Genomic DNA, 23,047 nt, shown 5'->3' with positions numbered 1-23,047 from the left:
ATTAGAGCTTTGTGGTGACATTGGAAACCAGAGTACTCAAACTGGACCTTTCTCCCCTTTCAGGAACCATGATATTTAAGCAAACTGGTTTTAGTTCCAGTTGAATTTTATTTCTTTCTCCTAAAATTTCCCCATCTGCCTGGAGCGTCATTTTTTTGGATTTCTTCAGGACTATTTTCGCTTTTTTACATCTTATAATTTTCACAAATTTGGATTTATAAAGCGAACCTGTGATTGTGGCCAGTAAAATAAGTAGAAAAACTTTAAAGGAAATTCTCTTGATGATGCATAGCTCGAAATAGCCATCATCTAATTTGCCAATTGGGTTAATTACGGCTTTCGTTCCATATTTTCTGGCATTTGCAAAAGCAATCATATGCGCTGAAGATTCATAGGAGCCATTTTCAGAAACAATTTTAAATTTTACCGTTTGGGAAAATTTAAATTCCCTTAAAAATTGCCGGGCATAGCTCAATCTTCCTCTTTTCTTTTCCTTTTCAAAAGCCTTGACCATTTTGGCATTGAATCCGATATCTCCTATATGCACACAATTGTATTTGTTATCAATTTTGATGACATCAATCTTGATGTTTTTTCCATGAAATAATACCCTGAAGGCTTCCTCCTTGTTGGTAGGGATATTGAGCTCTGCAGCCATTCCATTTGCCGACCCAAATGGAATAATACCCAATTTTATATTCGTGTGTAGGATCAAACCAGCCGCAAGGATTAAGGTCCCATCTCCTCCTACGGCAACCAGAATTTCCGGGGGATTTAAAGAAATGATTTGCTGAAGGGTTTGCTTGTCTTTATTCCCTGTGGTAAGGTAAATCTCATAAAGGAAATTGTACTTTTTGGAGTAGGCTTCAAGGGAATCAATAAAGGCTGTTTTTGACCAGCCTCCTGAAATGGGATTGATAATAAAAAGTAATTTTTGAAAGGTTTTCATCCTTAGTTTATTGGTAATAGGTCCTAAGGATGAATTTAATTAACCTTTCCAAATTTTTGGGTATGTAATTGAAAATTAATTAATTGGAATTTGTTTTTATTTCTTCAATTCTTGCAAATGCTCCATTCCATCAATTTCCATATTTTTGGTAATTTCGCCCAAATGGTCCAAATCTATTTCTCCCTGAAATGAAAGTACTACAAATTCGTCATCATCATCCACCAGCATCATAAAATCGGTGACTATGCCATTTTTTTCCAAAATCATAAAATCAATTCTGGATTTTCCATTTCTTATTTTAATCAGTTCTTCAAACCTTTCTTTTTGCAGGCCCTTTCTCAAATTGTCCTTTTCCAGGCTGGAAATGCTATTAAGTTCTTTTTTAGCGGAAATAATCCTGAAATCGGTAATTCCCTTAATCGCCTGTTCTACCTCATCTTCACCGCTCTCATTTTCAAACATGGACTGAAGAAAGTTGCCACTGAAACTCATGGTGAAAAGGTTGTCATCTCCCTGATGGTTATCGAAAAATTGACTAATGCTTTTACTTTGTCCAAAACAAAAAAATCCTGAAAAAATGAAAAAAATGGCGATTAAAAATGACTTTTTCATAATTATATATTGATTTAAAGTGGTGTTGTTTTATTAAAATGATTGATCTTTTATTGATTACTCCTTATCCAGGTTTTCCAGGTGCTGCATACCATCTACATCCATTTTCTTGGAAATTTTGGCAATCTGGTTCAGGTCTATTTCACCCACAAAACTCATGATCACAAATTCATCATCTCCACCCACCAGCATGAGTAATTCTTTTATGGTTTTTCCCTCCTCTTTAATCAGAAACTTTACCCCCCCTTTTCCCTTCTTCACAATCATCAGTTCTTCATATTCTTTGATAGGAATAGTGGCAATTGCCTCCTGATAAAGTTTTATCCCATCGGTAGAGTCAGAGGCCAGTATGCTGATTCCTTCCAGTTTATTCAGGGCATCTTTTAGCTCTTTGTCTTCTTCGCTATCGGTAAGCCCAGCAATAAGGGAGAACATTTTTTTGGTGATGTACACTTGTGTGAATTCTTCATTTTCAGTGTATTTTTCGAAAAACCTACTGATGGCATCATCCTGGGCCATGGCCAGATTTGTCATAAGGGAAAGTATAATTCCCATGATTATCTTTTTCATTTTTTCTCTTGTTTAGTGTTTTTGAAATATTTGTCTGCTGCACTGAGATGAGATATTTCCACCACATATTTCGAACCTGAATTCAGTTGAGCAGAAACCAGTAATAAGGCTTTTTTTGCCTCCGCCAGGGCGACTTCCGGATCCTTATAAGTGTCTTCCCTGACAACCTGAGGAGTTTTTTTTACTTTTATTTCAGTCTGATAGATTATTGTAGCTACCAGCAGGATTAAGAAGGTGGCTGCTACTTTTGTGTAATTGAAGATGGTTCGTTTTCTCCTGTAAACCTTCAGCTTTTTCGATACATCCGTAATTCCTTCAATTTTCGTTTCTAGTTTTTCTTCATTACTTAGCGTGATTTTTTTACTTTCGTTCAGAAAAATGAAATAGGCTTGGTATTCCCGGAATTCCTCCGGTACATATTTCCTGTTGAAAAAACGCTTGAGCTCTTTCTCTTCAGCAAGAGAAGTTTCTCCTTCCCAAAATTTTTCAAGCAAATATCTTATCCTTTTAAAGTCCATAAGATTCTGTTTTTTGTAGTTTATCTTTAATTGTTTTCCTTGCTCTGAATAAATTGACTTTTATTTGATTGAGGTCCAACTCCAAAATATCAGCAATTTCTTTGTAGGAGTAGCCTTCCACATCTCTCAGTTGAATAATGTGTTTTTGTTTTTCAGGCAATTCATTGATGAAAACATCAATTTTTTGTAACACATCATTCCATTCTGTTTGCTGATGGGGAGAATAGCCGTTCAGCGGAAGATCTACTTCCTGTTTTTCCCTGCTTGTTTTAAAGGATTTCGATTTTACTTTATCCAGGGATAAATTTTTGGTTAATCGCATACACCAGGCTTCCATATTTCTATACAGATGCATTTCACTTCGATTATTCCACACTTTCAAGAAGACTTCCTGCACAATATCCTCAGCTTCATCGGTGTCGCCCACAATGCGGAAGGCAAACCGGTAAAGTTTGTTTTTGGTAGGAAGTACTCTATTTTTAAAATCCTCTAAGAACATTTTCTAAGTCATTTTCACAGGCAAGACGACTAACCTCTCAGGTTGTTACAGCTGAAAATGAAAATTAACGGGATTTTGGAGCTATGGATGGAATTAAAGATATAAAGGGGGAATTATCCTGATAAATGGCTGAAGGATTTTCTTTCTATTTTCACCCTGGTTGTGCTCAGTAAATATTCATAAAAAAAATTTACGTATCTTTATTTTTGGAATTTTTTAGCGTATTTCTCAATTTTTAAAAGGATGGCGCAACCAGCACCAAATGTTTCTTTAGCCAAGAAAAAAGTTTTTTTTGGGTTTGCCCTTGTCATTATTGTTTTTGGGCTTGGCGTGTTCTTAACCTTCCAGAGTTTCAATACTTTGAGAGGTTCAGTAGAAGATTTAACCAAACCGAAAAATAAGGTGCGTCTGCTGAGCAGAATTATTGTAGAAATTCATGAGTCGGAGAATAAGATCAGGCGACTTGCCTTGTCTAAAAATAATAACCCACTTCCCGCTTTTCAGGAAATAGTAGAAGAAATTGACTATAAACTGGATTCTCTTAAAGGTTTTTCAACGGATAATCCAAAGCAACTGGAGAGAATTGGGAAAATGAAAACCCTCCTTCGGGATAAGGAAAAAGCATTTAAAGCTTTTATTGCCATCCGGAAAAAAGTAGAAAAATACGATGCGCTGGAAGAAGTAATGGATGAAGCCATCCAGGATAAGGGAATCCAGCCGATAAAAAGAGTAAAAATTGATAGTGCAGAAAGTGCGCGTGGTGAGGGAAGTATTTCTGTACCCAAAATTTATAGAAAATATAAAGGACAGATGCTGTCTTATTACAAGGAATACATGCGGCTAAAGGTCTCACCACAGGAGGTTTTGGAAATGGATAACCTCAAAACCATTCTGGAAAATGTACGGGTAAAAGAAAGCAGGGATATAGCTGATCTCACCACTAAAGAGTTGGATTTGTTAAGGCAAAATTCTGAAATTACCGAACAGATCAGGGGAATTTTGGGAGAGCTGGAAGAAGAGGAAATTCAGCTTGCGGAAGATGAAAAAGAAGAAGCAAAAAATGTGGTTGAGGAATCTTATTTTAAACTGGCTATGGTGGCTTTTGTCGCTTTGCTTATTAGTATTATTTTCATCTTACTTGTGATAAGTGATATCTCAAAAAGCGCATTTTACCGGTCGCAATTATTGGCTGAAAAACAAAGAGCCGAAAAGTTATCTCAGGCCAAAGAAGAGTTTCTGGCAAATATGAGCCATGAAATCAGGACACCGCTCAATTCTATTATTGGATTTTCCGAACAGTTAAAACAAACATCGTTACAGGATGAGCAAAGAGAATACCTGAAAGCGGTGAGTGCCTCATCAGATCACCTGCTACACACTGTAAATGATATTCTTGATTTTTCTAAAATTGAGGCGGGTAAACTGAATATCGAAAAAATTCCATTCAGTGTGTATGATGTAGTGGAAGAGGTGCGCCATACTTTAAAAATTAAGGCTGGCCAAAAAGGAATACAACTGGATGTTTCCCTGGATGAATCCTTAAAACAGCCCCTGAAGGGTGACCCATTCCGACTTAAACAAATCCTGATTAACCTGGTGAATAATGCCCTGAAATTTACTTCTGAGGGTTTTGTGGAAATAGAAGGAGAGGCTATTCCTATTCATAACTCAAAAATCAGGGTGGTGTTGAGGGTAAATGATACCGGAATTGGAATTTCGAAAGAAAAATTGAACACTATTTTCGATAAATTTAATCAGGCAGATACCAGTACCACCAGAAAATATGGTGGTACAGGTCTGGGGCTTTCCATTTGCCAGAAACTGGTTTCATTGCAAAAAGGAAAAATTTCCGTGGAAAGCGAATTGAATAAAGGAACTTCGTTTATAGTTGAGATTCCTTATCAAATTTCCAATAAACCTATTTTTCAACCGAACGAAGGACAGGTAGAAGCAGATTCCGGACTATTGAAAGGGACGAAAATTTTGGTGATTGATGATGACAATTTCAATATCATGCTTTCCAAAACCCTGCTCAATAAATGGGAGATGGATGCGACTTTTTTATTGGGAAGCTCAACTGCCCTTGATGTAATCCGGGAAAATGAATTTGATTTAATACTCACCGATATTCAAATGCCCGAAATTAGTGGATTGGAAATCACCAAATTTTTAAGGGAACAAACGGATACTAACAAAGCCAATACTCCGGTAATTGCGTTTACAGCAAACGTTATGAAAGATGATTTGGATCAATACAAAATGGCAGGAGTGACGGATTATCTGCTGAAGCCTATAAAAGAGCAGGAAATGTTTAATAAGTTTATCCAGATTTTGGGGATAGATGCCGCAAATAAAACTCCTGAATTGGAGGTGAAGCCTAAGGAGGAAGCCCCTGTTTTCTCCCTTCATAACTTTTTAGGATTTACCCAGAACGATCCCGAGGCACTTATTGAAATCCTTTCTTCATTTATCCAGAATACACAATTAAACCTGGAAACACTTGAAAAGGCTATAAAAGCAAAAGATACTGAAGAGGTTTCGGCTATTGCCCATAAAATGCTCAATGCTTACATGAGCCTGGAAATCAAAGAGAGTAGTGAGGTATTGAGAAAACTGGAACAAGTAAAAAATACTGAATCGAGTCAGGAGTTAGAAAGGCTTTTTGATAAACTAATGGTAGAGTCAAAAATTTTTATACCTTTGTTGTTAGCCAAGATTAACGAACTAAAGGGGATAAAAACAGTTTAAAAACTCCTTTCTCTTATGTTCTACTGCTATCCAAAAACTGCTAATAACAAACTTAAACCATCAGTTTTGCCGCTGATAATGTTCACACTATTTATAACCAGGACAGGTAGAATCTATAATTTAAAACCGTGATATTGTTAAGTTTATCGGTTTGCGAGGGATTTTTGAATTCCAAAAAGAACGTTTTTCGGTAAATATCCAAATCATTACAATAAAAATAGGGCATCTGCTTGTTTGCAACTAACAATTTATGTCATTCACCGATCTTTTCAGCATTGGCTTGAAAAAAGAAAATGGTGGGTATGTTAATGATAAAATAAAAATTTCCAATCAGGTAACACTGGTGATGTTTGGGATAGGATTATTCTATACTTTTTATAGTTTAATCTGGTTTCCTGAAATAATTTTCCTACCAGTACTCGCCTGTATTTTTGCATCATTAGTGTATCTGCTGAATTATTACGGCTTTCATGTAAGTTCCCGAACTTTCCTGATTGTCAGTGGAATTTTATTGTCTGCCATTTTTCATGGATATACTGTTCCTGCTGGCGAGCCCTTCAATTCACATTTTTTTATTGGGCAATGTGCGATTTTAATATTTCCATGGCTTCTGGCTGATATTAGGGAAAAAAGACTGCTCCTGAGCACTACCGCTTTTTGTGTATTGGTGTTATGTACTCAAAACCAGTTTAATCACTTTTTTGAAACCGATATTGATCCACAGGTTTTCAAAACCCCCTTAATTGTATTTTTTGCCTACCTGATTTCTTTTATCATTTTTCTGTCTGGCCTGTATTTTATGCAAAAATGCAATTTTGAATCGGAGGTGGGTTACTGGAAACTGGTAAATGAAGTGAAGCAAAAAAATAAAGAAATTATAGAAAAACAGTCTCTTATTGAAAATCAGAATGCGGATTTACAACAAAGTCGATTTAATCTTCAACAAAGAAATGATGAATTGAATAAAAAGCAGCATGAATTAAATGCTCAAAATGTTGAACTGAAAACCGCTTTTGAAAAACTAAAACAGGCTCAGGCCCAGTTGGTTCAAACAGAAAAAATGGCTTCCATAGGTTTTTTAACTGCGGGAATAGCCCATGAAATAAATAACCCGGTTAATTTTATCAGTGCTGGAATTGTAGGTTTAAGGAAAACACTAAATCATTTCTTTATTCTGGCAAAAGAATATGATAAACTAAATAAAGAAAACTTTGACGAACAATACAGGAAGCTCATCCGGTTAAAAGGCTCCAGGAACTTTAAAGAACTGATTCCCTTGATTTTAAAAGTGGCTAATGATATTTCTGTGGGGGCTGACCGAACAGCGGAAATTGTAAAAGAACTCCGGAATTTTAGTAGAACTGATGGCCTTTCCTTGCAGGAAGCTGACCTGCATCAGGGTTTGGAATCTACCCTGCTTTTGTTAAAGAATAAATATAAAAATATTATTGAAATTGAGAAGAGTTATGGCGATTTGCCTTTGGTAGAATGTTTTCCCGGAAAACTTAATCAGGTTTTTATGAATATTCTCATGAATGCTATTCAGGCCATAGAGGGAGAAGGTAGAATTGAAATTATTACCCAACATTTAGAAAAAGAAAAATGGAGTTTGGTGGTAAATGAGCACCAATTTCTCCATAACTCGATACCCGGAGATTACGTCAGTATAAAAATAATTGATTCCGGAAAAGGTATTCCGCAAGACGTGAAGGATAAGATTTTTGAACCATTTTTTACCACTAAAAATGTAGGAGAGGGGACAGGCCTGGGTTTATCTATTTCCGTAGGGATCATTCAAAATTTAAAAGGGAGTATCCAGGTGGAAAATCTGGATGGAAAAGGGGCTTGTTTCGAAATTTTGCTTCCTGTAAAACAAAATGAAGTACCGGTATAGGGTTTGAAGCCTGATACTTTTATTGATTAGCATTACTTAAAAGGATGGAAAGATTTGGCTTCCATCCTTTCCTATTTTATACGGATTATGAAATAACGGACCAGGTGATAATTCCTCCGATTATTCCCATCAATAAGCCAATTGTTCTTTTCAACTTTCCTGATTTTTCAATCCACCAGCCGGCTATGGATTTTATTCTTTTTTTACCAAATATTGGAATGAGAAGTCCTGCTGTAAAAATTAACATACCCAGGAAGAAAATTGCACCGGGAAGTTGAGTGTATGATGCACCAACCATGAATATCATACCAAGACCAAGTCTGCTTAAAGTGGCTATCCACATGAGTTTTTTATCAATAAAATACCTGATTGTATTATTGAAAATATCTGGTGTATTTAATAGAATAATTCCTATGACGATAAATACAAATCCTGAGAAAAAAATGATTGCTGGTAACATGGCTCCTCTTGTTTAGTTTAACCATTTATTATATGGCTAAAAAATGCTTTTAAGCAGGATTTGAAACAAAAAATCCGTGAAAGGGAAGGAGTAAAGAGTGGAAGAGATTTTACTCCAAATAAGCGTTTAGTGTGGAAATAAAGGCGTCTGCTCCAGCTCCATTGTAATTGGTTTTGCCTATTATTTCTTCATTAGAATTGAGCAAAACAACCAGTGGAAATTCTCCCTTGGGATTGTATTTTTTGGCCAGCGATTCATTGTGCTTTACCTGTGGAGCAGGTAACCTGTTTTTCTTGAGTCTGGGGAAATCAAGTTGAACCAGAATGAACTTATTTTCCGCAAATGCTTTAAAATCTGAACTTTCAAAAACTTCTTTTTTCAATTGGATACAAGGTTTGCACCAGTCAGATCCTGAAAAATACAACAAGATGATTTTGTCGTTTTGTTTGGCCTCAAGCCTGGCCTGATCATAATCCATAAGCCATTTTACTTCATTTTCAGGGGTAAAAAAGGCAAATAAAAAAAAGGCTAATGTAAGAGTAGTAATTGATTTGAGCTGGGAAATCATTTTAATAAGTAAAAAAATTAAATCAGAATAAACGCATTTTATTCAATAACGCTTATTCTGATTTAAAGTTAACCAAACTAATGCACAATTTTGTTAGAATTATTCTATCGATGGAAGCTTTCCCCTATGAATTTTAATCCTTTGATGATATGTGTTCTCCAATAGGACCAGGTATGTGCTCCATCTCTCACTCTGTACTCATGTTGAATTTCAAGGTCTCTTAATAGTGAATGCATTTGATCATTTCCCTTATAAAGAAAATCATCATCTCCACAGTCAATATACCATTTCACTTTTTTAATTGCTTCCGTATTATTTTTGGCCACTTCAAAAGGGCTGTTTGCTTTAAAATGCGCATTAATTCTATCTTCTCCTTCTAAACCTTCACCAAATAATTTGGCAAAGGTTCTGTCATAATTTTCCTTAGGCATTTTGGCAAAATCTTCACTTGGGAAGAAGGCGGCACTAAAAGGAGCCGCTGCGGCAAACATATCAGGATGTTTCATAGCCATAATAGCCGAACCGTAGCCACCCATGGAAAGCCCTGCTATTCCCCTGAATTCTTTTTTACTTCTAATCCTGAATTTCTTTTCAATGCTGGGAATAAACTCTTCCACAAACATATCCTCCCATTTTTCTTTTCCTTTGTGGTCATTAATATAAAATGTGACGCCACCATCCGGCATAATGATTATCATTGGTGGAATTTCTCCACTGGCAATAGCTTGATCAGCTGTTCTGTCCACTTCCCCGAATTGTACCCAGGCTGTTTCATTGTCGGTATAGCCATGCAATAAATAAACAACAGGATAACTTCTTTCCGAATGATCATAATCTGCCGGGAGGTAAACGGAATAGTTTACATCATAGCCCAAAATGCTGCTGGAATGTTTTTGTTTTTCAATTACTTTTCCCTTGGGAATTTGTGCAAAAACTAAAAGGGGAGATAACAGGATAAAAAAAGTAAGGGCGCTGAAAGTTTTATTTATGGAAAACATAAAAAAGTTTGTTTGGTGAAATTAGGAAATCTCTAAATTTAGGGAAATGATTTAAATTAAATAGAATATTGATTATTTAAATTGCTGGATATAGGTCATGATTTCTGAAAAGGTGCCCACCCAAATTTGGTCTTCATTTGCTTTTAACCAGGTGAGAAAACTGATATGGGCAGCGTCTGAAATGCTAATCCATTGCCCGCCTATTCCATGAAACTGATAAATGCCAAACCCTTCACTTGCCAGAATTTTTTCTCCATGAGTAATTAGTGTGGCACCATTGCTTCCTTCAGGAACAGGCCATGAAGGTACATGGAAGGGGTCCAGGTTTGCTACATTAGTGATGATACTGGTATTATCTCCTCCACCTCTTGCAAAAGAAATCAGTCCGGATTTTTCTAAATCTTCCAGATATGATTCCCCACCTACAGTTGTATTGTTGCAGGGAAAAGCGAAACTTCTTTTCCTATCCACTCCCTCAATGGCTGTCAGCAAGGTATTCATGCCTGCAATTTCCGTCAGGATTTTTTCTTTGGTATAAAAATCTGTAGCAACTTCTTTTTTCCAGCCCATATCTGCAGGGCAGGGATGAAAAAGTGTATGGTTAGCTAATTCATGGTTGCCCGATGTGGCCACATTTTTCCATCCAACTACCATATCTCTGGCCTGAACAGCATTTAAATAAAAGGTTCCTGGAAGGCTAAAGGAATCCAATTGGGGAATTGCATGATCCAGGTGTGTTTGCATGCCATCATCATAAGTGAGGCAAATAGCGGCCTTCTTGTTGTCGGGCCAGGTAAATTTTTTTGTTGTTTGCTGATTTTCTCTTTTTTGATTGCAGGAAAGAAAAAATAAAGGACTTACACATATTACAGTCCAAAGAAGGTGCTTAAGGATGGGTGTCATTGGTACTCTTAATAAGTAAAAAAATAAAACCACAAAAATTGATGCTTCCGGAATAGCTAATTTAAGCATTAATTTTTGTGGTCAAAAAAACAGCTAACCTTGAAGGGTTATTTTTTCTTCTTTAATACAATGTGAGAACTCTGGGAACTGATAAGTTGTGTATAAATTTCCCTGAGTTTTGAATAGTGTTCGGGTCCTACCAAAGGCTGTTTTATGACAAAGAAACTTATCAACTGAACTACTCCGGAAATATCATCTTTCTGACTTACCATGGAAAAAGAAACTGATCCGTCTTCAAGAGTGAATTCCTTTCTTTCGGGGATTTCGAGAATTTCGTAACCTTCTGGTACTGCTAAAGAGAATTGGTATTTCTGATTTTTTCTGTATCCGTAATCTATAGGATAAGTCCTTTTTTCTGCCTTCAAAGGATTATTCTCAATTACATCCAGCATAAAAGGACTGATATAAATCATATCCGGATTTTCGTCAAATTCTTCCTCCAATTTAAAAGTGGTAATAAGCGGAGCTTCAATGTTTTCCAAATCTTTCACTACCAAATCTTTCATGATTAGTGCACTTAATTCCTCATTATAAGTTTGCGATTTCTGGGTCAATAACCCTCTTTCATAGAGTGCTGCATAACCAGATGCCTTTCTTTTGACAGTAGAGAGTATTTTTTGCTCTTCCATGTCAATTCTCATGGAAACGATAGTGCCGGTGTTAAAACTTGTCCCTCTGTCCAGGTTTGCCCAAAGTAATTGTTTTTTATCCAAAATTAGCCCTTGCCCATTCATACAATAATCGGGAAGCATACCAAAAGGTAATAAGTTGTGGGTGCCATCCAGTAAATATTCTTTTCCTTCCGCCTTTGTATAAACAAGAGGGTAGTTAAACCGGTCTATAAAAGGATAATTTTTGTTGATTTGCCCGTGATCACGAGTGCTTATAAGCACCGGTTTAACTTCCAACCCGGCCACTGATAACATATTGTGTAGTTCAAGGTTGATGTCAGCACTGTTTCCTTCTTTTTTTTCAAGGAAATGTTTGGTAGAATTTTCGGGAATCATTCTTTTTTTTCCATTCCATTTAAAATTTGCCTTTACGTAATCATAAATTTTCCTGGCCTTTTCCAGTTCAGTTTTACAACCCCTAATAAGTTCTTCCACCGTTTTTTTGGAATTTTTCTTACCCATGTTTTTCCCAAAATCGGTAAGAAGCAAAAAATCTTTAGCCACTTTATCCCAGCTTTCCAAATATTTATGAGTTCCCTGGCCCGGATAAGTCACCCTGCTCAACTGAAATTCCATGGTGGCCAGGTAATCTTTCCTTGTAGTGATATAACTTTCATCATTGAAGGCCGGAACATCCTTTTTTACCCACCTGAAATTCATGTCTTTATATTCATAACCCCTAAATTCTTTTCGTTTCCGATCCTCTTCCTGATTTTTAATATGAAAATTTCCTACATTTTTTGCAGTCATCATATATTCGAAAAAAGGAGGAAGTTTTACAAAAAATTCACTCCATTTTACGGGGATTTCGTATTGAAACTGCCAGTCGTTCAAATTGAAAATAAAGGGTGAAATCACCGAATATTTATATTCTATAATCGAACCTTCTTTTATATTCGGAAAGGTGAATTTTTTGATATGCCATTTTTCAGTAGCCTGTTCATTGTAAATTTCATTTTCCTGAATGCCATATTTTCTTATAGCCCCATCTTCTTCGAGGTTATAGGTATAAGCTTCTATATCCTTAATTTCTTCTTTGGAGCTATAGCCTTCCACATAGTAGGGAAGCTCAATATTAGCTTGTTCGAAGCCTTCTTTCTTGAATATTTGGATTCTGACTCTTCTGTCAAAAATAATTTGGAACTGATCACCCGTGTAAAGGAATCTGGCATTACCTATGTCATATAAATATACTGCTTCAGCAGATTTATCTTCCTCATAATATTTTGCTGATATTTCTTCTTTGGTGATTTTTCCAAATTCAGGAATTTCGTTATCCGCGATTGAATTCCTGAGGTTTAAAAAGAAAATGAATATGGTAAAACTAATCTTTAATAAAGCTGGAAGTGGCACACCACTGGTAAAAATTTTCATTGTTGTTTTTAATTATTTCAATTAGCCTTTAGGACTTTTCCTAAGTACAGTATGGAAATTTTGTAAATTAATGTTTTGTATATAAATATTTTTGAATTCAATGTAGTTTTAGGTTTCAATACTTGACTGGTTAATAACGAAAAAACTAATAATTTGTACTATTTGGTTAATCTAATCCATTTTCGAGATTAAAGAATACGAAATGGACTTATCATTAAGTGGTAAGCTTTTGCTTGTGCGTAAAATATCCCTCCGGAATTTTTTAGGAATACTGATATTGCTGTATTTTGGAAATTAAACCTGTTTTACCGGAAGCTTTATCAGGAATTGAGTGCCTTCATTTTCTTTGGAATACACATCTATTTCCCCCTGGTGTTCCTTGATTATATTTAAGGTGATGGACAAACCCAATCCCATTCCCTGCCCAATATCCTTGGTAGTGAAAAATGGTTCAAATATTTTTTCTTTAATATGCTGGGGGATACCGCAACCATTGTCTTTTATCCCTATTTCAACTAACCCATTGTATCCTGTAGTACTAATTGTGATTTCTCCTTCATTTTCAATGGAATGTATGGCATTGGAAATCAGGTTCATAAATACCTGGCCCAACCTGCCCAGGTTACATTCTATCTCCGGAATCTTACCATATTTTTTATGAATCACAATTCTGTTTTTATACTCATTATTCAACAATAAAAGTGTTGAATCAATACTGTGATGGAGGTTTTCCAATTTGAAATCCGGGGCTTCAGAACGGGAAAAAGTTCTCAGGCTTTGTACAATTTCAGCTGTTTTTGTCCCCCCCAGCGCGATATTATCAGCTACTTCTTTTGCTTTTTTCAGCATGAAGGAAAACCGGATTTGTTCCTTAAATTGTTGAATATCTTCCAGTTGTTTTGCGAAATTTTCTTGGTTAATTTCATCATATTTCTCTGAAACCTCTATGATTTTATCCAGTACTTTTTTAAGCCCGACAATCCCGTTATTTATATAATTAACAGGATTATTGATCTCATGGGCAATCCCGGCTGTGAGTACCCCTAGAGAAGCCAGCTTTTCCGATTGTATAATCTGAGATTGTGCTTTTTTTAGCTTTTCAAGCGTGCTTTGTAATTCAAGATATTGTTGGTTGAGTTGTTCCTTATTCTCCTGTAAAATGGTATTTTGCTTAGAAATCTCATCCTTTTGAGCAGTAACCTCTGTGGTCCTTTCCTCCACCTTTTTTTCGAGTTCAGTATGTTTTCTGGCGATATCTTTTGATTTCTTCTGATAAAACCAAAAAATTGTAAGCAGGACTACAGTAGCCAGTCCCAGCCTGAACCAAACAGTTGCCCAATAAGGAGGCTTTACGATCACAATAACAGATTTCCCTTTTTCATTCCAAATGCCATCAGAATTGGCAGCTTTAACCCTGAAAATATAGGTTTTTGGAGACAGATTGGTATAGGTAGCTGAGTTTTTACTGCCCACATATTGCCAGTCGGAATCAAAACCCTCCAGCTTATAGGCGTATGAAATGAGATTGGGGTTGGAATAATTTAATGCGGCAAAGTCAAAGGTAAATACGGAATGATCATAATTCAAATTAATGGTATCCACGGTAATGATATTTTGATTATAGATAGCCGTATGCTGCTCAATATCCTCCTTTTCCTTGTTAAAAATTTTAAAACTGGTAATGGAAACAGGTGGTGGATTCGGGTTATAGGAAATGCTGTCAGGATGAAAAACGTTAAATCCATTTATACCTCCAAAGAGAAGTTTCCCCGAGCCGGTTTTTAAATCTGCTCCATTGTTGAATTGATTGTTTTGTAATCCATCGTGTATGAAATAATTCTTAAAAGTATTGTGCTTGGGATTAAACCGGCTTAATCCATTTCCAGTGCTGATCCATAAATTTCCGTTTTCATCTTCTTGTATTCCTACGATTATATTATTGGGCAAACCATCCTCGGTTGAGTACCCTTTAAAAGATTTTTCCTTAGGGTCAAACCTGAAAAGTCCAATATTGTGTGTCCCCAGCCATAACATGTCATTTTTATCCTGATAGATTGACCGAATTTTAAAATCCTTATCCTTGAGCGTGGGTGGAGCAAATTGTTGAAATTCCTTAAAATCGTAATAAAATAATCCATTCTGTGTGCCCAACCATAAATGCCCGGATGCATCCGGACAAATTACCTTTACAGAATTGGATTCATAAGATCCGGGGTAATAAGCCTTAAAACTTTGGGTTTTGGGATTGTAACGATTAAGACCGGAATTTGTACCCACCCATAAGGTGCCTGCTTTATCCGTTTTAATATCCCAAATGATATTATGTGAAATTTTCCTGTTCTGATCCTTTTCTCTGGTATATAATTCTGTATGCCCGGTAGTGAGGTTAATTTTGTTTAATCCCCCAAGATAGGTCCCTGCCCATAGAAATTGGCCATGCTCATGAACAGTAATGACTGCGTTGTGAGAAATTCCGGTAGGGTAACCCTCATTTTTACTTATAAATTTAACTGGTTGGAATTTATCATTTGTTTCTACAATGCCCCCGCCATCCGTTCCTATCCAAAAATTTCCATTCGATCTTTCATAAAAAGAAAGACATGACTGATAGGATAATTCATCTGTTGAATATTTACCTAAATCTACCGCCCCAAATTCCTTAAAGGACTTCTTCAGTAAATTAACTCCTCCCGTATAGGTGCCCAGCCATATATTTCCGATTTCATCCGCATAGATAGTTCTGACCACATTGTTATTTATGCTATATGGATTTCCCGGATCATAATTAAAAACTTCCACTTCAAAAGTAGAGGTGTTAAATTTATATAAACCACCGCCATCTGTTCCCACCCACATGTTATGGCCCGCCTTTTCGGAACAAACCATAAAATTTGATTTTAATTTTGAGTTTTCTTTTGTAAAGTACCGGGTTTCTTTTGAATGGAGATTAAATGTAATTACTCCATTTACCATTGTACTAATCCAAAGTGTTTGGTTATCATCAAGCCTAAGTGATCTAATCCTTTTTAAAGGCTTTTTGTTGTCCTCATTATCTCTCAAGAATACCTGCAAGAGTGATATTTTTTTTAGGTTATAGTCGTAATACCACAATCCATCCAGAGAAGTACCGATAATTAAATTTCCTTTTTTATCTTCTACTATTTCTTCAATGTTGGCCCTGCCAAATTTAAAATCGGGGTTTTTATCTGGGAAAGGAAATGCCCGGAATGTTCCGGTTTTTTTGTGGTAAGTCTGAATTGACCCTACGTTATTACCAATATAAATAATTCCCCTACTATCCTGAAAAAGACAGGAAACGGGGTTTTCCATTAAGGAATTTTCCTGATTTTTTGTTTTTAAAAATTGTTGAAAGTGATCGTGTTTTTTGTGATAAAGATTGAGCCCATTTAGAGTAGCTATCCATAAATCTCCATCTTTATCCTTTAAGATTCCGTTGATTCTATTGTCAGAAAGGGAGGTAGAATCTGAAGGGTTATGATTATAAATTTTAAATTGGTAGCCATCGTACCGATTTAAGCCATTATCCGTTCCAAACCACATAAAACCGGCATTATCCTTTTCTATAGCATTTATAGTATTGTAAGAAATACCTGCTTCTGTAGTGATATGTTCAAATCTCGCTATCTGGGCACTTGAGCTGGAATGGATAGCTATCCAAAAAACGGCAAAAAGTAAAAACCTGGAGATTTTTAAAGCCCTGTTCAATTCTAATAAATGGGAGGAGAACATAAAATTTCCAGATAAGGGATTATAGCCTATTTCTCCTCTCCTTTGTCATTCCCCTCCTGGCTTTTCTTTACTTTAAAAACTTTTACATTCTCAAGATAATCTTTAATATTCGATTCCTCCTTATTCACTTTTCCCTCACTTTGAAAATCCAAATGATCTAGTAAGTTTGATTTAATTTTTGGTTTTTTCATATAAAATCTAATGTTATATTAATTGCCAGGTTAAAAAAATAATACTGCAATTTAAAAAAAACATATATTTATTGCCAGAGTTTAAATTTATTAACACCTGATAACTTTATTTTCTTTGACCTCAATTGCAAATCCCTCTATATTTACCCAACATTTAGAAAAGTCTTAAGTATACTATTTCATTTTACTAAAATCCCCAACTAACTTTTAAGATTTTGTATCTTTATTAGATAAGGAACAAATCCTTCAATTAAACTAAGATTTGTCTCAGACAAATACTATCTACCAACAATACTGGGAAATGAGAAAAGACTTTCCACAGAAAGTATTTTCCTAACTAATTCTTTATTATCCAGGTAAATAAAGAAATATAACTGAACCTATAAAAGAGAAAAAAATGTACAAAAAACTACTAATTGCTTTCATTTTTTTATTTTCAATTACATTTTATCAGGCATCAGCTCAGGCCAAATGGAGTATTTCAGGAGGATTGGGGGCATCAGGTTATATTGGTGATCTGGGTAATACTGGTATAAATACTATTCGTCCGGCTGCGAATTTTGAGACCTGGTACCACTTTAACAACGTGGTGCAAATTAAAGCAGGAGCCAGCATATATCAGTTATATGCTGAGGATCATGTAATGAGCAGGAACAGAGATTTTCGAGCCAACTTGTGGGACGCTTATGCAGGATTAAATTTCACAGTTCCTACCAAAACTGTTCAGCCTTTTACCTATGTGGGGCTTGGTGTCACTAAGGTAGACCCGGAAGGTAAAACGCCTAATGGCTATACTAATTTGTATAAAATGGAGCCTGAAGCGATGGCCATGCCTGAATATGCACTTATCTTACCAGTTGGTTTTGGGCTAAGGTTTTTAGCCACTCCACAAATAGCCATTGTACTGGACGGATCGTTGAGAATCACAGATACTGATCAGTTGGATGCGGTAAGCAGAAAATCCATTCCGGTGAATGATTTAAGCGCTGAAGCAATTTCCTATCACAATTCCATCCGATCAAAGCCAATTGCTCCTGATTTTGAATCTCCTCAATTTATTGCCGGAGGAAACCCGGATGCAGATGACTTATACTGGATGTTCACCGTGAAGTTTCAATATATTATTTGGAATAAAGGATTTTATATGGATAACCCTGTGAAAGTTAAAAGAAGAAGAAGTAACAAAAGATATAAGTTTAGGTATTAAACCTGAAGACTTAGCATAACCAAATATATCCTCAAAGGTGTCAGCGAACTGGCACCTTTTTTTGCATAATTACGTAACTGATTCCTCCCTTTTCGAAATGTTTATGAGTAGTTTGGAAACCAAACTTTTGGTAGAAACCTGATTTATTGGTTCTGGCATTACACCAGATTATACTAATTCCCATGTTTTCCGCCTGATCCAGCATGTATTTGAGCAATTTTGAGCCAAGTCCTCTGCCCTGATATGAATGGAGCGTGGCAAACTTCCTAAACTGTGCACTTTTCTCCCGAGGATCTACAAACAGGGAAACTACAGAAGTCAGTTGTGTATCTAAGAATAAGCCAAAGTGAATTCCCTGCTCATCATTTGGCAATTTTACATAAGATATTTCACGGTCGGGCCACATTACTTTCTGTCTCAAGGGCCAGGTTTCGCCCGCTTCAATTGTTCTGATTTTTATCTCCAATTTCCACAATTTTAAACTTATCAATCATCCATACCAATGAAAACCCCATCTTCCTTAATTTCCACTTTATAGGTTTTTAAATCTCCAGACCTGCCTTTACATTCTGTGCCACTTTGCATATGGAACCGATGGCTATGCCAGGGACAAATAATTTCATTGAGGTAATTTACGGTGCCCTTGCTTAAAGATTCCCCAAGGTGCGGGCATTCGTCATCCACAGCGAAATAGCCGTGTTTTGTATGGGCAAAACTAATGGCTTTCCCCTTTATTTTTAAACGCATAATGCTTCGTTCGGGAACTTCCCTGTTGGCATCTTTTTCCGATTCAAAAATTTTATACCAATTCATAAACCACAATCTTACTGTCTTTTCCGGACTTTAGTTTTTTTCAAACTTTTGTCTTTATTCGGGTGTTTTACCTAAAATATTTTTATAATTATACAAAAAAGAAATTGATTTGGAGACAGGGCGGTGGTTAGTGATATAGAAATGTTGTTTCTCCTCTTAAATTAGTATTGATACTCAATTAATTCACATGAAATACTCGGATATTCCACACAGTAAACTCAAACAAATAAAAACACTAGGAGAATTAAAAGCTTCCGGATATGCTCCTAAATCAATTAAACAGGAATTAAGATCAAATTTAATTGAGAAACTCCGAAAGAAAGAAGAGGTTTTTAAAGGGATTCACGGCTATGAAGAAACCGTTATCCCGGATATGGAAAGAGCAATTCTTTCCATGCACGATATCAATTTACTTGGATTAAGAGGACAGGCAAAAACCCGATTGGCAAGGCAAATGGTTGATTTACTGGATGAATATATTCCGGTTATAGAAGGAGCTGAACTGAATGATGATCCCATGAGGCCACTGTCCAAATTTGGAAGAGACATAATTGGGGAAAAAGGAGATGAAACGCCAGTTTCCTGGATGCACAGAAGCGAAAGGTATAATGAAAAACTGGCCACTCCCGATGTTTCGGTTGCGGATTTAATTGGTGATGTTGATCCTATTAAGGCTGCTAGTTTACAATTGCCTTATTCTGATGAAAGAGTAATTCATTACGGCCTGATTCCCCGCTCTAACCGGTGTTTGTTTGTGATTAATGAGTTGCCTGATTTGCAGGCCAGAATTCAGGTGGCTTTATTCAATATATTACAGGAGGGAGACATTCAAATCAGGGGATTTAAACTGAGGTTGCCACTGGATATTCAGTTTGTGTTTACTGCCAATCCCGAAGATTATACAAACAGGGGAAGTATTGTAACACCTCTAAAAGACAGGATTGATAGTCAGATCATTACCCACTATCCGAAAACTTTGGAAATCGGGAAGAAAATTACCCAGCAGGAGGCTCACATTAAAGATGAACAAAAATCCCTGGTTTATTCCAATGAAATAGCAAAAGATTTGGTGGAACAAATTGCTTTTGAAGCCAGAAACAGCGAATATATCGATGAGAAAAGCGGTGTTTCGGCAAGGTTAACGATTTCTGCTTACGAAAACCTGATTAGCGGAGCAGAAAGGCGAACGCTGTTAAATGGAGATAAAAAAACACATATTCGAGTTTCTGATTTTTGGGGATTGATTCCGGCTATTACCGGAAAAGTAGAATTAGTATATGAAGGTGAGCAGGAAGGTGCTGGTATTGTGGCGCAAAACCTGATTGGTAAGGCTTTCAGAACTCAATTTCTGAATTATTTTCCAAACCCGGAACAGGAAAAGAAAAAAAAGAAGGAAAATATTTATAAGCGCATTTTAGATTGGTTTGGAGATGGGGAAACACTGGATATTTTAAATGAAGCCAGCAATCAGGAATATAAAAATGCATTATTTGAAGTGCCAGGACTGAAGGAAATGGTGAAGCAAAAGTTCAAAAAAATGGATGAATCCGAGCAGGTATTTTTAATGGAATTTGCCCTGCATGGGTTGGCAGAATATTCCATGCTAAGCAAAAAAATCCTGACTAACGGAATGCACTTTTCCGATTTGCTCAGCAGTATGTTTTCCATGCCATCAGATTTTGAAGATGACGAGGAAGATGAAGATTTTTGAAATTTTAACGCTTCAGGAAAGTTACAAACTTTCTTTTATGAAAAGTCTTAAGTAATTGCTTCGCTATATACTTAAACCATAGTCAGAAGGCTATTTGAATTAAAAAAATGCCTTCAAACCAAGGTGGGAAAAGGTAATAGATACGAGATCATATCTCAAGTCCATAGTGGGGAAATTATTCAGGTCCAGGAAATCATATCGTGGAAAACCTTTTTGAAGGCAGAGACTTTTTTCATCATTTTTCATCGATTGGAAAAATGACAAATGCTAAACAGAAAGAAAATTTTCTTATTTGGCCATTAAAGTTGTTGAAATTGATTGGGCTTACTATTTGTTTACCATTTCAATTAAATATTTATTCTTCTGATTATCAAAAAGCACAGAAATTTCAGGTTCATTTAGATTTAAAGTTTTGCAAATCCAGCCAATAACCGCAAAATACAAAGCTTCACATTGAAAGTCTGTTTCAGCAAAATCGATTTCATTAATTCGAATTCCGATTTCTTTATATCTTACATTTTCTATAATTTGTTTTTCATATTCCTTTATACCTTTTACTAAAAGTTGGATTTCATCCTGTAGGAGTTTAATTTCTGGACTGAATATTACCTGAATATTTTTTGTTACAAAAGTGGATTCACTTTTCGAGAAATGAAAAGGGACAAATTCAGCTTTAAGGGAAATTGAAATTCCCCAAGAACCTTTCAAAACACTAAAATGATAACATGTTTCCATATGTTGAAATTCTAATTTCAATCAGTTCATGCCCCAATCGGAAGCCCAAGCAAATACAATTTCTTAGCCTTGCCCTTAATCGTATCTTTTTCCCACTGGTAATGCTCAGATTCCAATCCCTCCAGCAAAATATCCATATCCTTTAGTGTATAAGTTCTGGCATTGGAAACAGCCCCATCCCAGGCAATACAAATGGGAAGAATTGGGATGATATAGGTGAATACAAGTTGTTGCCAGGTCATTGGCCGTACCAAAGGAGTCAATAACAAAGTCGTGATGATATTAATGGGAAAGGCAATCCACCAAATCCAGGCGGGGAAGCTGTTATCACTAATTTCGAATACACAAATAGGTTGTCTGGCTTCTTGTGCATCCTTTAAAATACTCCGGGCAATGTCGGGTTTCATATGATGCATGCTGCAAACCATGGTGCGAACCCCATCGTTATCTTTTCCCAAACCTGAAGCATTTACCGGTTCGGTGAGGTAGGTGACATTCGAGTCTCCATTACCATTAATATTTTTTGCAGCCTTTAAATTAGGGTACAAATCTGTGAAAGTGAATTGCAAATCGTTGATTCCATGTTTTTTCCTAAGTATTTGAATAACCTCTAACATGGGTCCGCCTGCACCGGAGCAAAGGTCAATTACTTTATGGCTTTTGGTATGTTTAAATGCCCGGGCGATGAGTTCAGAAAGTTCTTCTGCAGAACCAAGTAATTTGTGGAAAGCCATGATATACCTGGTCATACAAGTGCGTAGCATATTGGGAAACCAGGGGTAATCCTCAAACTCAAATAGGTGAATGCGTTTCATTGATGAAGTATGATTGAATAAAAAATGGGAGAGAAAAACCGGATTTTTAATTCCTTTATTTTTCACTCCCAATTTATTAAAAAACAGCCTTTCTCGTAAGATTTAGTCCTAATTTTATCTGATTAATAATAATTGAATAAGTTATACCTCAACCCGAACTGAAAACCACAACTTTCATTGATGAAATAGTCTTTCCCGGAATTAACCTTTTCATAACCAACACCAAATCGAAATTCAGTGTTGAACATAATTCTTTTGGACAGGGCAAAATCAAAACCCAGTGGGGCAAATGCTTTGTAAAACTGTGCATTTCTGGCTTTTGCATAATAATCACCAGCAGCATATTGAAGATTGCCTTCGGAGGCGATTAAAAGAATCTGGCTATTTGAAGTAGTGCCTATTCTACCTCCTATTCCGGTGTAAAAGCTAAATTTTGAATTATAAGTACTGAACCTAAATTGATAGGATGCACTCAATGAATATACATTTTGCATGGTACAATAAGTATATCTCAGGTAATCCTCTTTCTCATTATCGTAATATTCTACCATCGCTTCTCTTCCCAATGTGGCGTCCACACCCACTCTGAATTCCTGACCTATTTTTCTGTTTTTATAGGGTTGGGAAAAGGTCAGGTTGAAACTAATCATACCACCAACAACCTCCTGATATACCTCCTCTGAGGCATTGCTTAAATCAATATCAAAAAACTGGTCGGTAATGGCATATTCCCTGATATAATCCATGGACATTTTATCATATACATCTAGGTCAGCACCAAACATAAAATTAAAATCTCTTACCCGCCATTTGTTGTCTTCCAATGCTTTAAAATCAGGATTATCGAAGGATTGTGAAACGCCCAAAGCAGGGAGGGCCAGCAATAGAAGGAGGGTAAAATGGTATTGTAATTTTTGGGTTTTCATGGGTATAATAGTTTTCGGTAAAAATGAGGTCTTTTTTAGTAGTCAAAATATTCTCTTCCCACCCTTAATGAAATT

At 36.1% G+C, this 23,047-nt stretch carries 21 protein-coding genes; 4 read left to right on the top strand and 17 right to left on the bottom strand.

What is annotated here, in order from left to right; all coding sequences use genetic code 11:
- Position 1 precedes the first annotated feature (1 nt).
- From A3EM_RS41335 to A3EM_RS0102740, 5 genes are all read right to left on the bottom strand, one after another.
- Positions 2 to 949: a diacylglycerol/lipid kinase family protein gene (locus tag A3EM_RS41335; protein WP_020526636.1), complete on the bottom strand. Its 948-nt coding sequence runs from the start codon at positions 947 to 949 to the stop codon at positions 2 to 4.
- A gap of 96 nt (positions 950 to 1,045) precedes the next feature.
- Entirely contained in the window at positions 1,046 to 1,561 is a 516-nt protein-coding gene (locus tag A3EM_RS0102755; protein ID WP_020526635.1) for a DUF4252 domain-containing protein, read from the bottom strand.
- Positions 1,562 to 1,618: 57 nt separating this feature from the next.
- The gene (locus A3EM_RS0102750) at positions 1,619 to 2,131 is read right to left on the bottom strand and encodes a DUF4252 domain-containing protein (RefSeq protein ID WP_020526634.1); all 513 of its coding nucleotides are present in this window, start codon (positions 2,129 to 2,131) and stop codon (positions 1,619 to 1,621) included.
- Positions 2,128 to 2,649, bottom strand: coding sequence for a hypothetical protein (locus A3EM_RS45455; RefSeq protein WP_020526633.1), 522 nt, complete (start codon positions 2,647 to 2,649; stop codon positions 2,128 to 2,130). The genes A3EM_RS0102750 and A3EM_RS45455 overlap by 4 nt, the downstream gene beginning before the upstream one ends.
- Entirely contained in the window at positions 2,639 to 3,148 is a 510-nt protein-coding gene (locus A3EM_RS0102740) for an RNA polymerase sigma factor (RefSeq protein WP_020526632.1), read from the bottom strand. Before A3EM_RS0102740 ends, A3EM_RS45455 begins: the two co-directional genes overlap by 11 nt.
- A 243-nt stretch (positions 3,149 to 3,391) precedes the next feature.
- Here A3EM_RS0102740 and A3EM_RS0102735 point away from each other — a divergent pair, with 243 nt between their 5' ends.
- Both A3EM_RS0102735 and A3EM_RS45450 read left to right on the top strand, forming a co-directional pair.
- Positions 3,392 to 5,896, top strand: a complete 2,505-nt coding sequence (locus A3EM_RS0102735; protein ID WP_020526631.1) for an ATP-binding protein — start codon at positions 3,392 to 3,394, stop codon at positions 5,894 to 5,896.
- A gap of 250 nt (positions 5,897 to 6,146) precedes the next feature.
- Positions 6,147 to 7,790: an ATP-binding protein gene (locus A3EM_RS45450; RefSeq protein WP_020526630.1), complete on the top strand. Its 1,644-nt coding sequence runs from the start codon at positions 6,147 to 6,149 to the stop codon at positions 7,788 to 7,790.
- An 85-nt stretch (positions 7,791 to 7,875) separates the two neighbouring features.
- Here the strand turns inward: A3EM_RS45450 and A3EM_RS47430 are convergent, their stop codons facing one another.
- From A3EM_RS47430 to A3EM_RS47425, 7 genes are all read right to left on the bottom strand, one after another.
- A complete protein-coding gene (locus tag A3EM_RS47430) occupies positions 7,876 to 8,250 on the bottom strand; it encodes a hypothetical protein (RefSeq protein ID WP_157637711.1) in 375 nt (124 codons plus the stop codon).
- 109 nt (positions 8,251 to 8,359) lie between these two features.
- Positions 8,360 to 8,818: a thioredoxin family protein gene (locus A3EM_RS0102715; protein WP_020526627.1), complete on the bottom strand. Its 459-nt coding sequence runs from the start codon at positions 8,816 to 8,818 to the stop codon at positions 8,360 to 8,362.
- Positions 8,819 to 8,922: 104 nt separating this feature from the next.
- Complete coding sequence (locus A3EM_RS0102710) at positions 8,923 to 9,816, bottom strand: alpha/beta hydrolase (protein WP_020526626.1); 894 nt, start codon at positions 9,814 to 9,816, stop codon at positions 8,923 to 8,925.
- Between the two features lie 72 nt (positions 9,817 to 9,888).
- Entirely contained in the window at positions 9,889 to 10,788 is a 900-nt protein-coding gene (locus A3EM_RS41320) for a polysaccharide deacetylase family protein (protein ID WP_020526625.1), read from the bottom strand.
- A 38-nt stretch (positions 10,789 to 10,826) separates the two neighbouring features.
- Positions 10,827 to 12,824: a transglutaminase family protein gene (locus tag A3EM_RS0102700; RefSeq protein WP_020526624.1), complete on the bottom strand. Its 1,998-nt coding sequence runs from the start codon at positions 12,822 to 12,824 to the stop codon at positions 10,827 to 10,829.
- Positions 12,825 to 13,118: 294 nt separating this feature from the next.
- Positions 13,119 to 16,574: a two-component regulator propeller domain-containing protein gene (locus tag A3EM_RS0102695; RefSeq protein WP_044237072.1), complete on the bottom strand. Its 3,456-nt coding sequence runs from the start codon at positions 16,572 to 16,574 to the stop codon at positions 13,119 to 13,121.
- Between the two features lie 26 nt (positions 16,575 to 16,600).
- On the bottom strand, positions 16,601 to 16,765 hold the full coding sequence (locus A3EM_RS47425) for a hypothetical protein (RefSeq protein ID WP_020526622.1): 165 nt from the start codon (positions 16,763 to 16,765) through the stop codon (positions 16,601 to 16,603).
- A 397-nt stretch (positions 16,766 to 17,162) separates the two neighbouring features.
- On the opposite strand from A3EM_RS47425, the gene A3EM_RS0102685 reads away from it, so the two are divergent.
- Complete coding sequence (locus tag A3EM_RS0102685) at positions 17,163 to 17,972, top strand: outer membrane beta-barrel protein (protein WP_020526621.1); 810 nt, start codon at positions 17,163 to 17,165, stop codon at positions 17,970 to 17,972.
- A gap of 40 nt (positions 17,973 to 18,012) precedes the next feature.
- On the opposite strand, the gene A3EM_RS0102680 is transcribed toward A3EM_RS0102685, so the two are convergent.
- A complete protein-coding gene (locus A3EM_RS0102680) occupies positions 18,013 to 18,438 on the bottom strand; it encodes a GNAT family N-acetyltransferase (protein ID WP_245576481.1) in 426 nt (141 codons plus the stop codon).
- 20 nt (positions 18,439 to 18,458) lie between these two features.
- Positions 18,459 to 18,785 (bottom strand): Rieske (2Fe-2S) protein, encoded by a 327-nt coding sequence (locus tag A3EM_RS0102675; protein WP_020526619.1) that lies wholly within the window; start codon positions 18,783 to 18,785, stop codon positions 18,459 to 18,461.
- 187 nt (positions 18,786 to 18,972) lie between these two features.
- On the opposite strand from A3EM_RS0102675, the gene A3EM_RS0102670 reads away from it, so the two are divergent.
- Positions 18,973 to 20,496, top strand: a complete 1,524-nt coding sequence (locus A3EM_RS0102670; protein WP_020526618.1) for a hypothetical protein — start codon at positions 18,973 to 18,975, stop codon at positions 20,494 to 20,496.
- Between the two features lie 327 nt (positions 20,497 to 20,823).
- On the opposite strand, the gene A3EM_RS0102660 is transcribed toward A3EM_RS0102670, so the two are convergent.
- From A3EM_RS0102660 to A3EM_RS0102650, 3 genes are all read right to left on the bottom strand, one after another.
- A complete protein-coding gene (locus tag A3EM_RS0102660) occupies positions 20,824 to 21,231 on the bottom strand; it encodes a hypothetical protein (RefSeq protein WP_020526616.1) in 408 nt (135 codons plus the stop codon).
- 26 nt (positions 21,232 to 21,257) lie between these two features.
- A complete protein-coding gene (locus A3EM_RS0102655; RefSeq protein ID WP_026210065.1) occupies positions 21,258 to 22,046 on the bottom strand; it encodes a hypothetical protein in 789 nt (262 codons plus the stop codon).
- A 122-nt stretch (positions 22,047 to 22,168) separates the two neighbouring features.
- A complete protein-coding gene (locus tag A3EM_RS0102650) occupies positions 22,169 to 22,972 on the bottom strand; it encodes a hypothetical protein (RefSeq protein WP_020526614.1) in 804 nt (267 codons plus the stop codon).
- Positions 22,973 to 23,047: the final 75 nt, after the last annotated feature.

The organism is Flexithrix dorotheae DSM 6795 (assembly GCF_000379765.1).
In the GTDB taxonomy this organism is placed as follows: domain Bacteria; phylum Bacteroidota; class Bacteroidia; order Cytophagales; family Flammeovirgaceae; genus Flexithrix; species Flexithrix dorotheae.
This window is presented reverse-complemented; position numbering and strand designations above follow the sequence as displayed.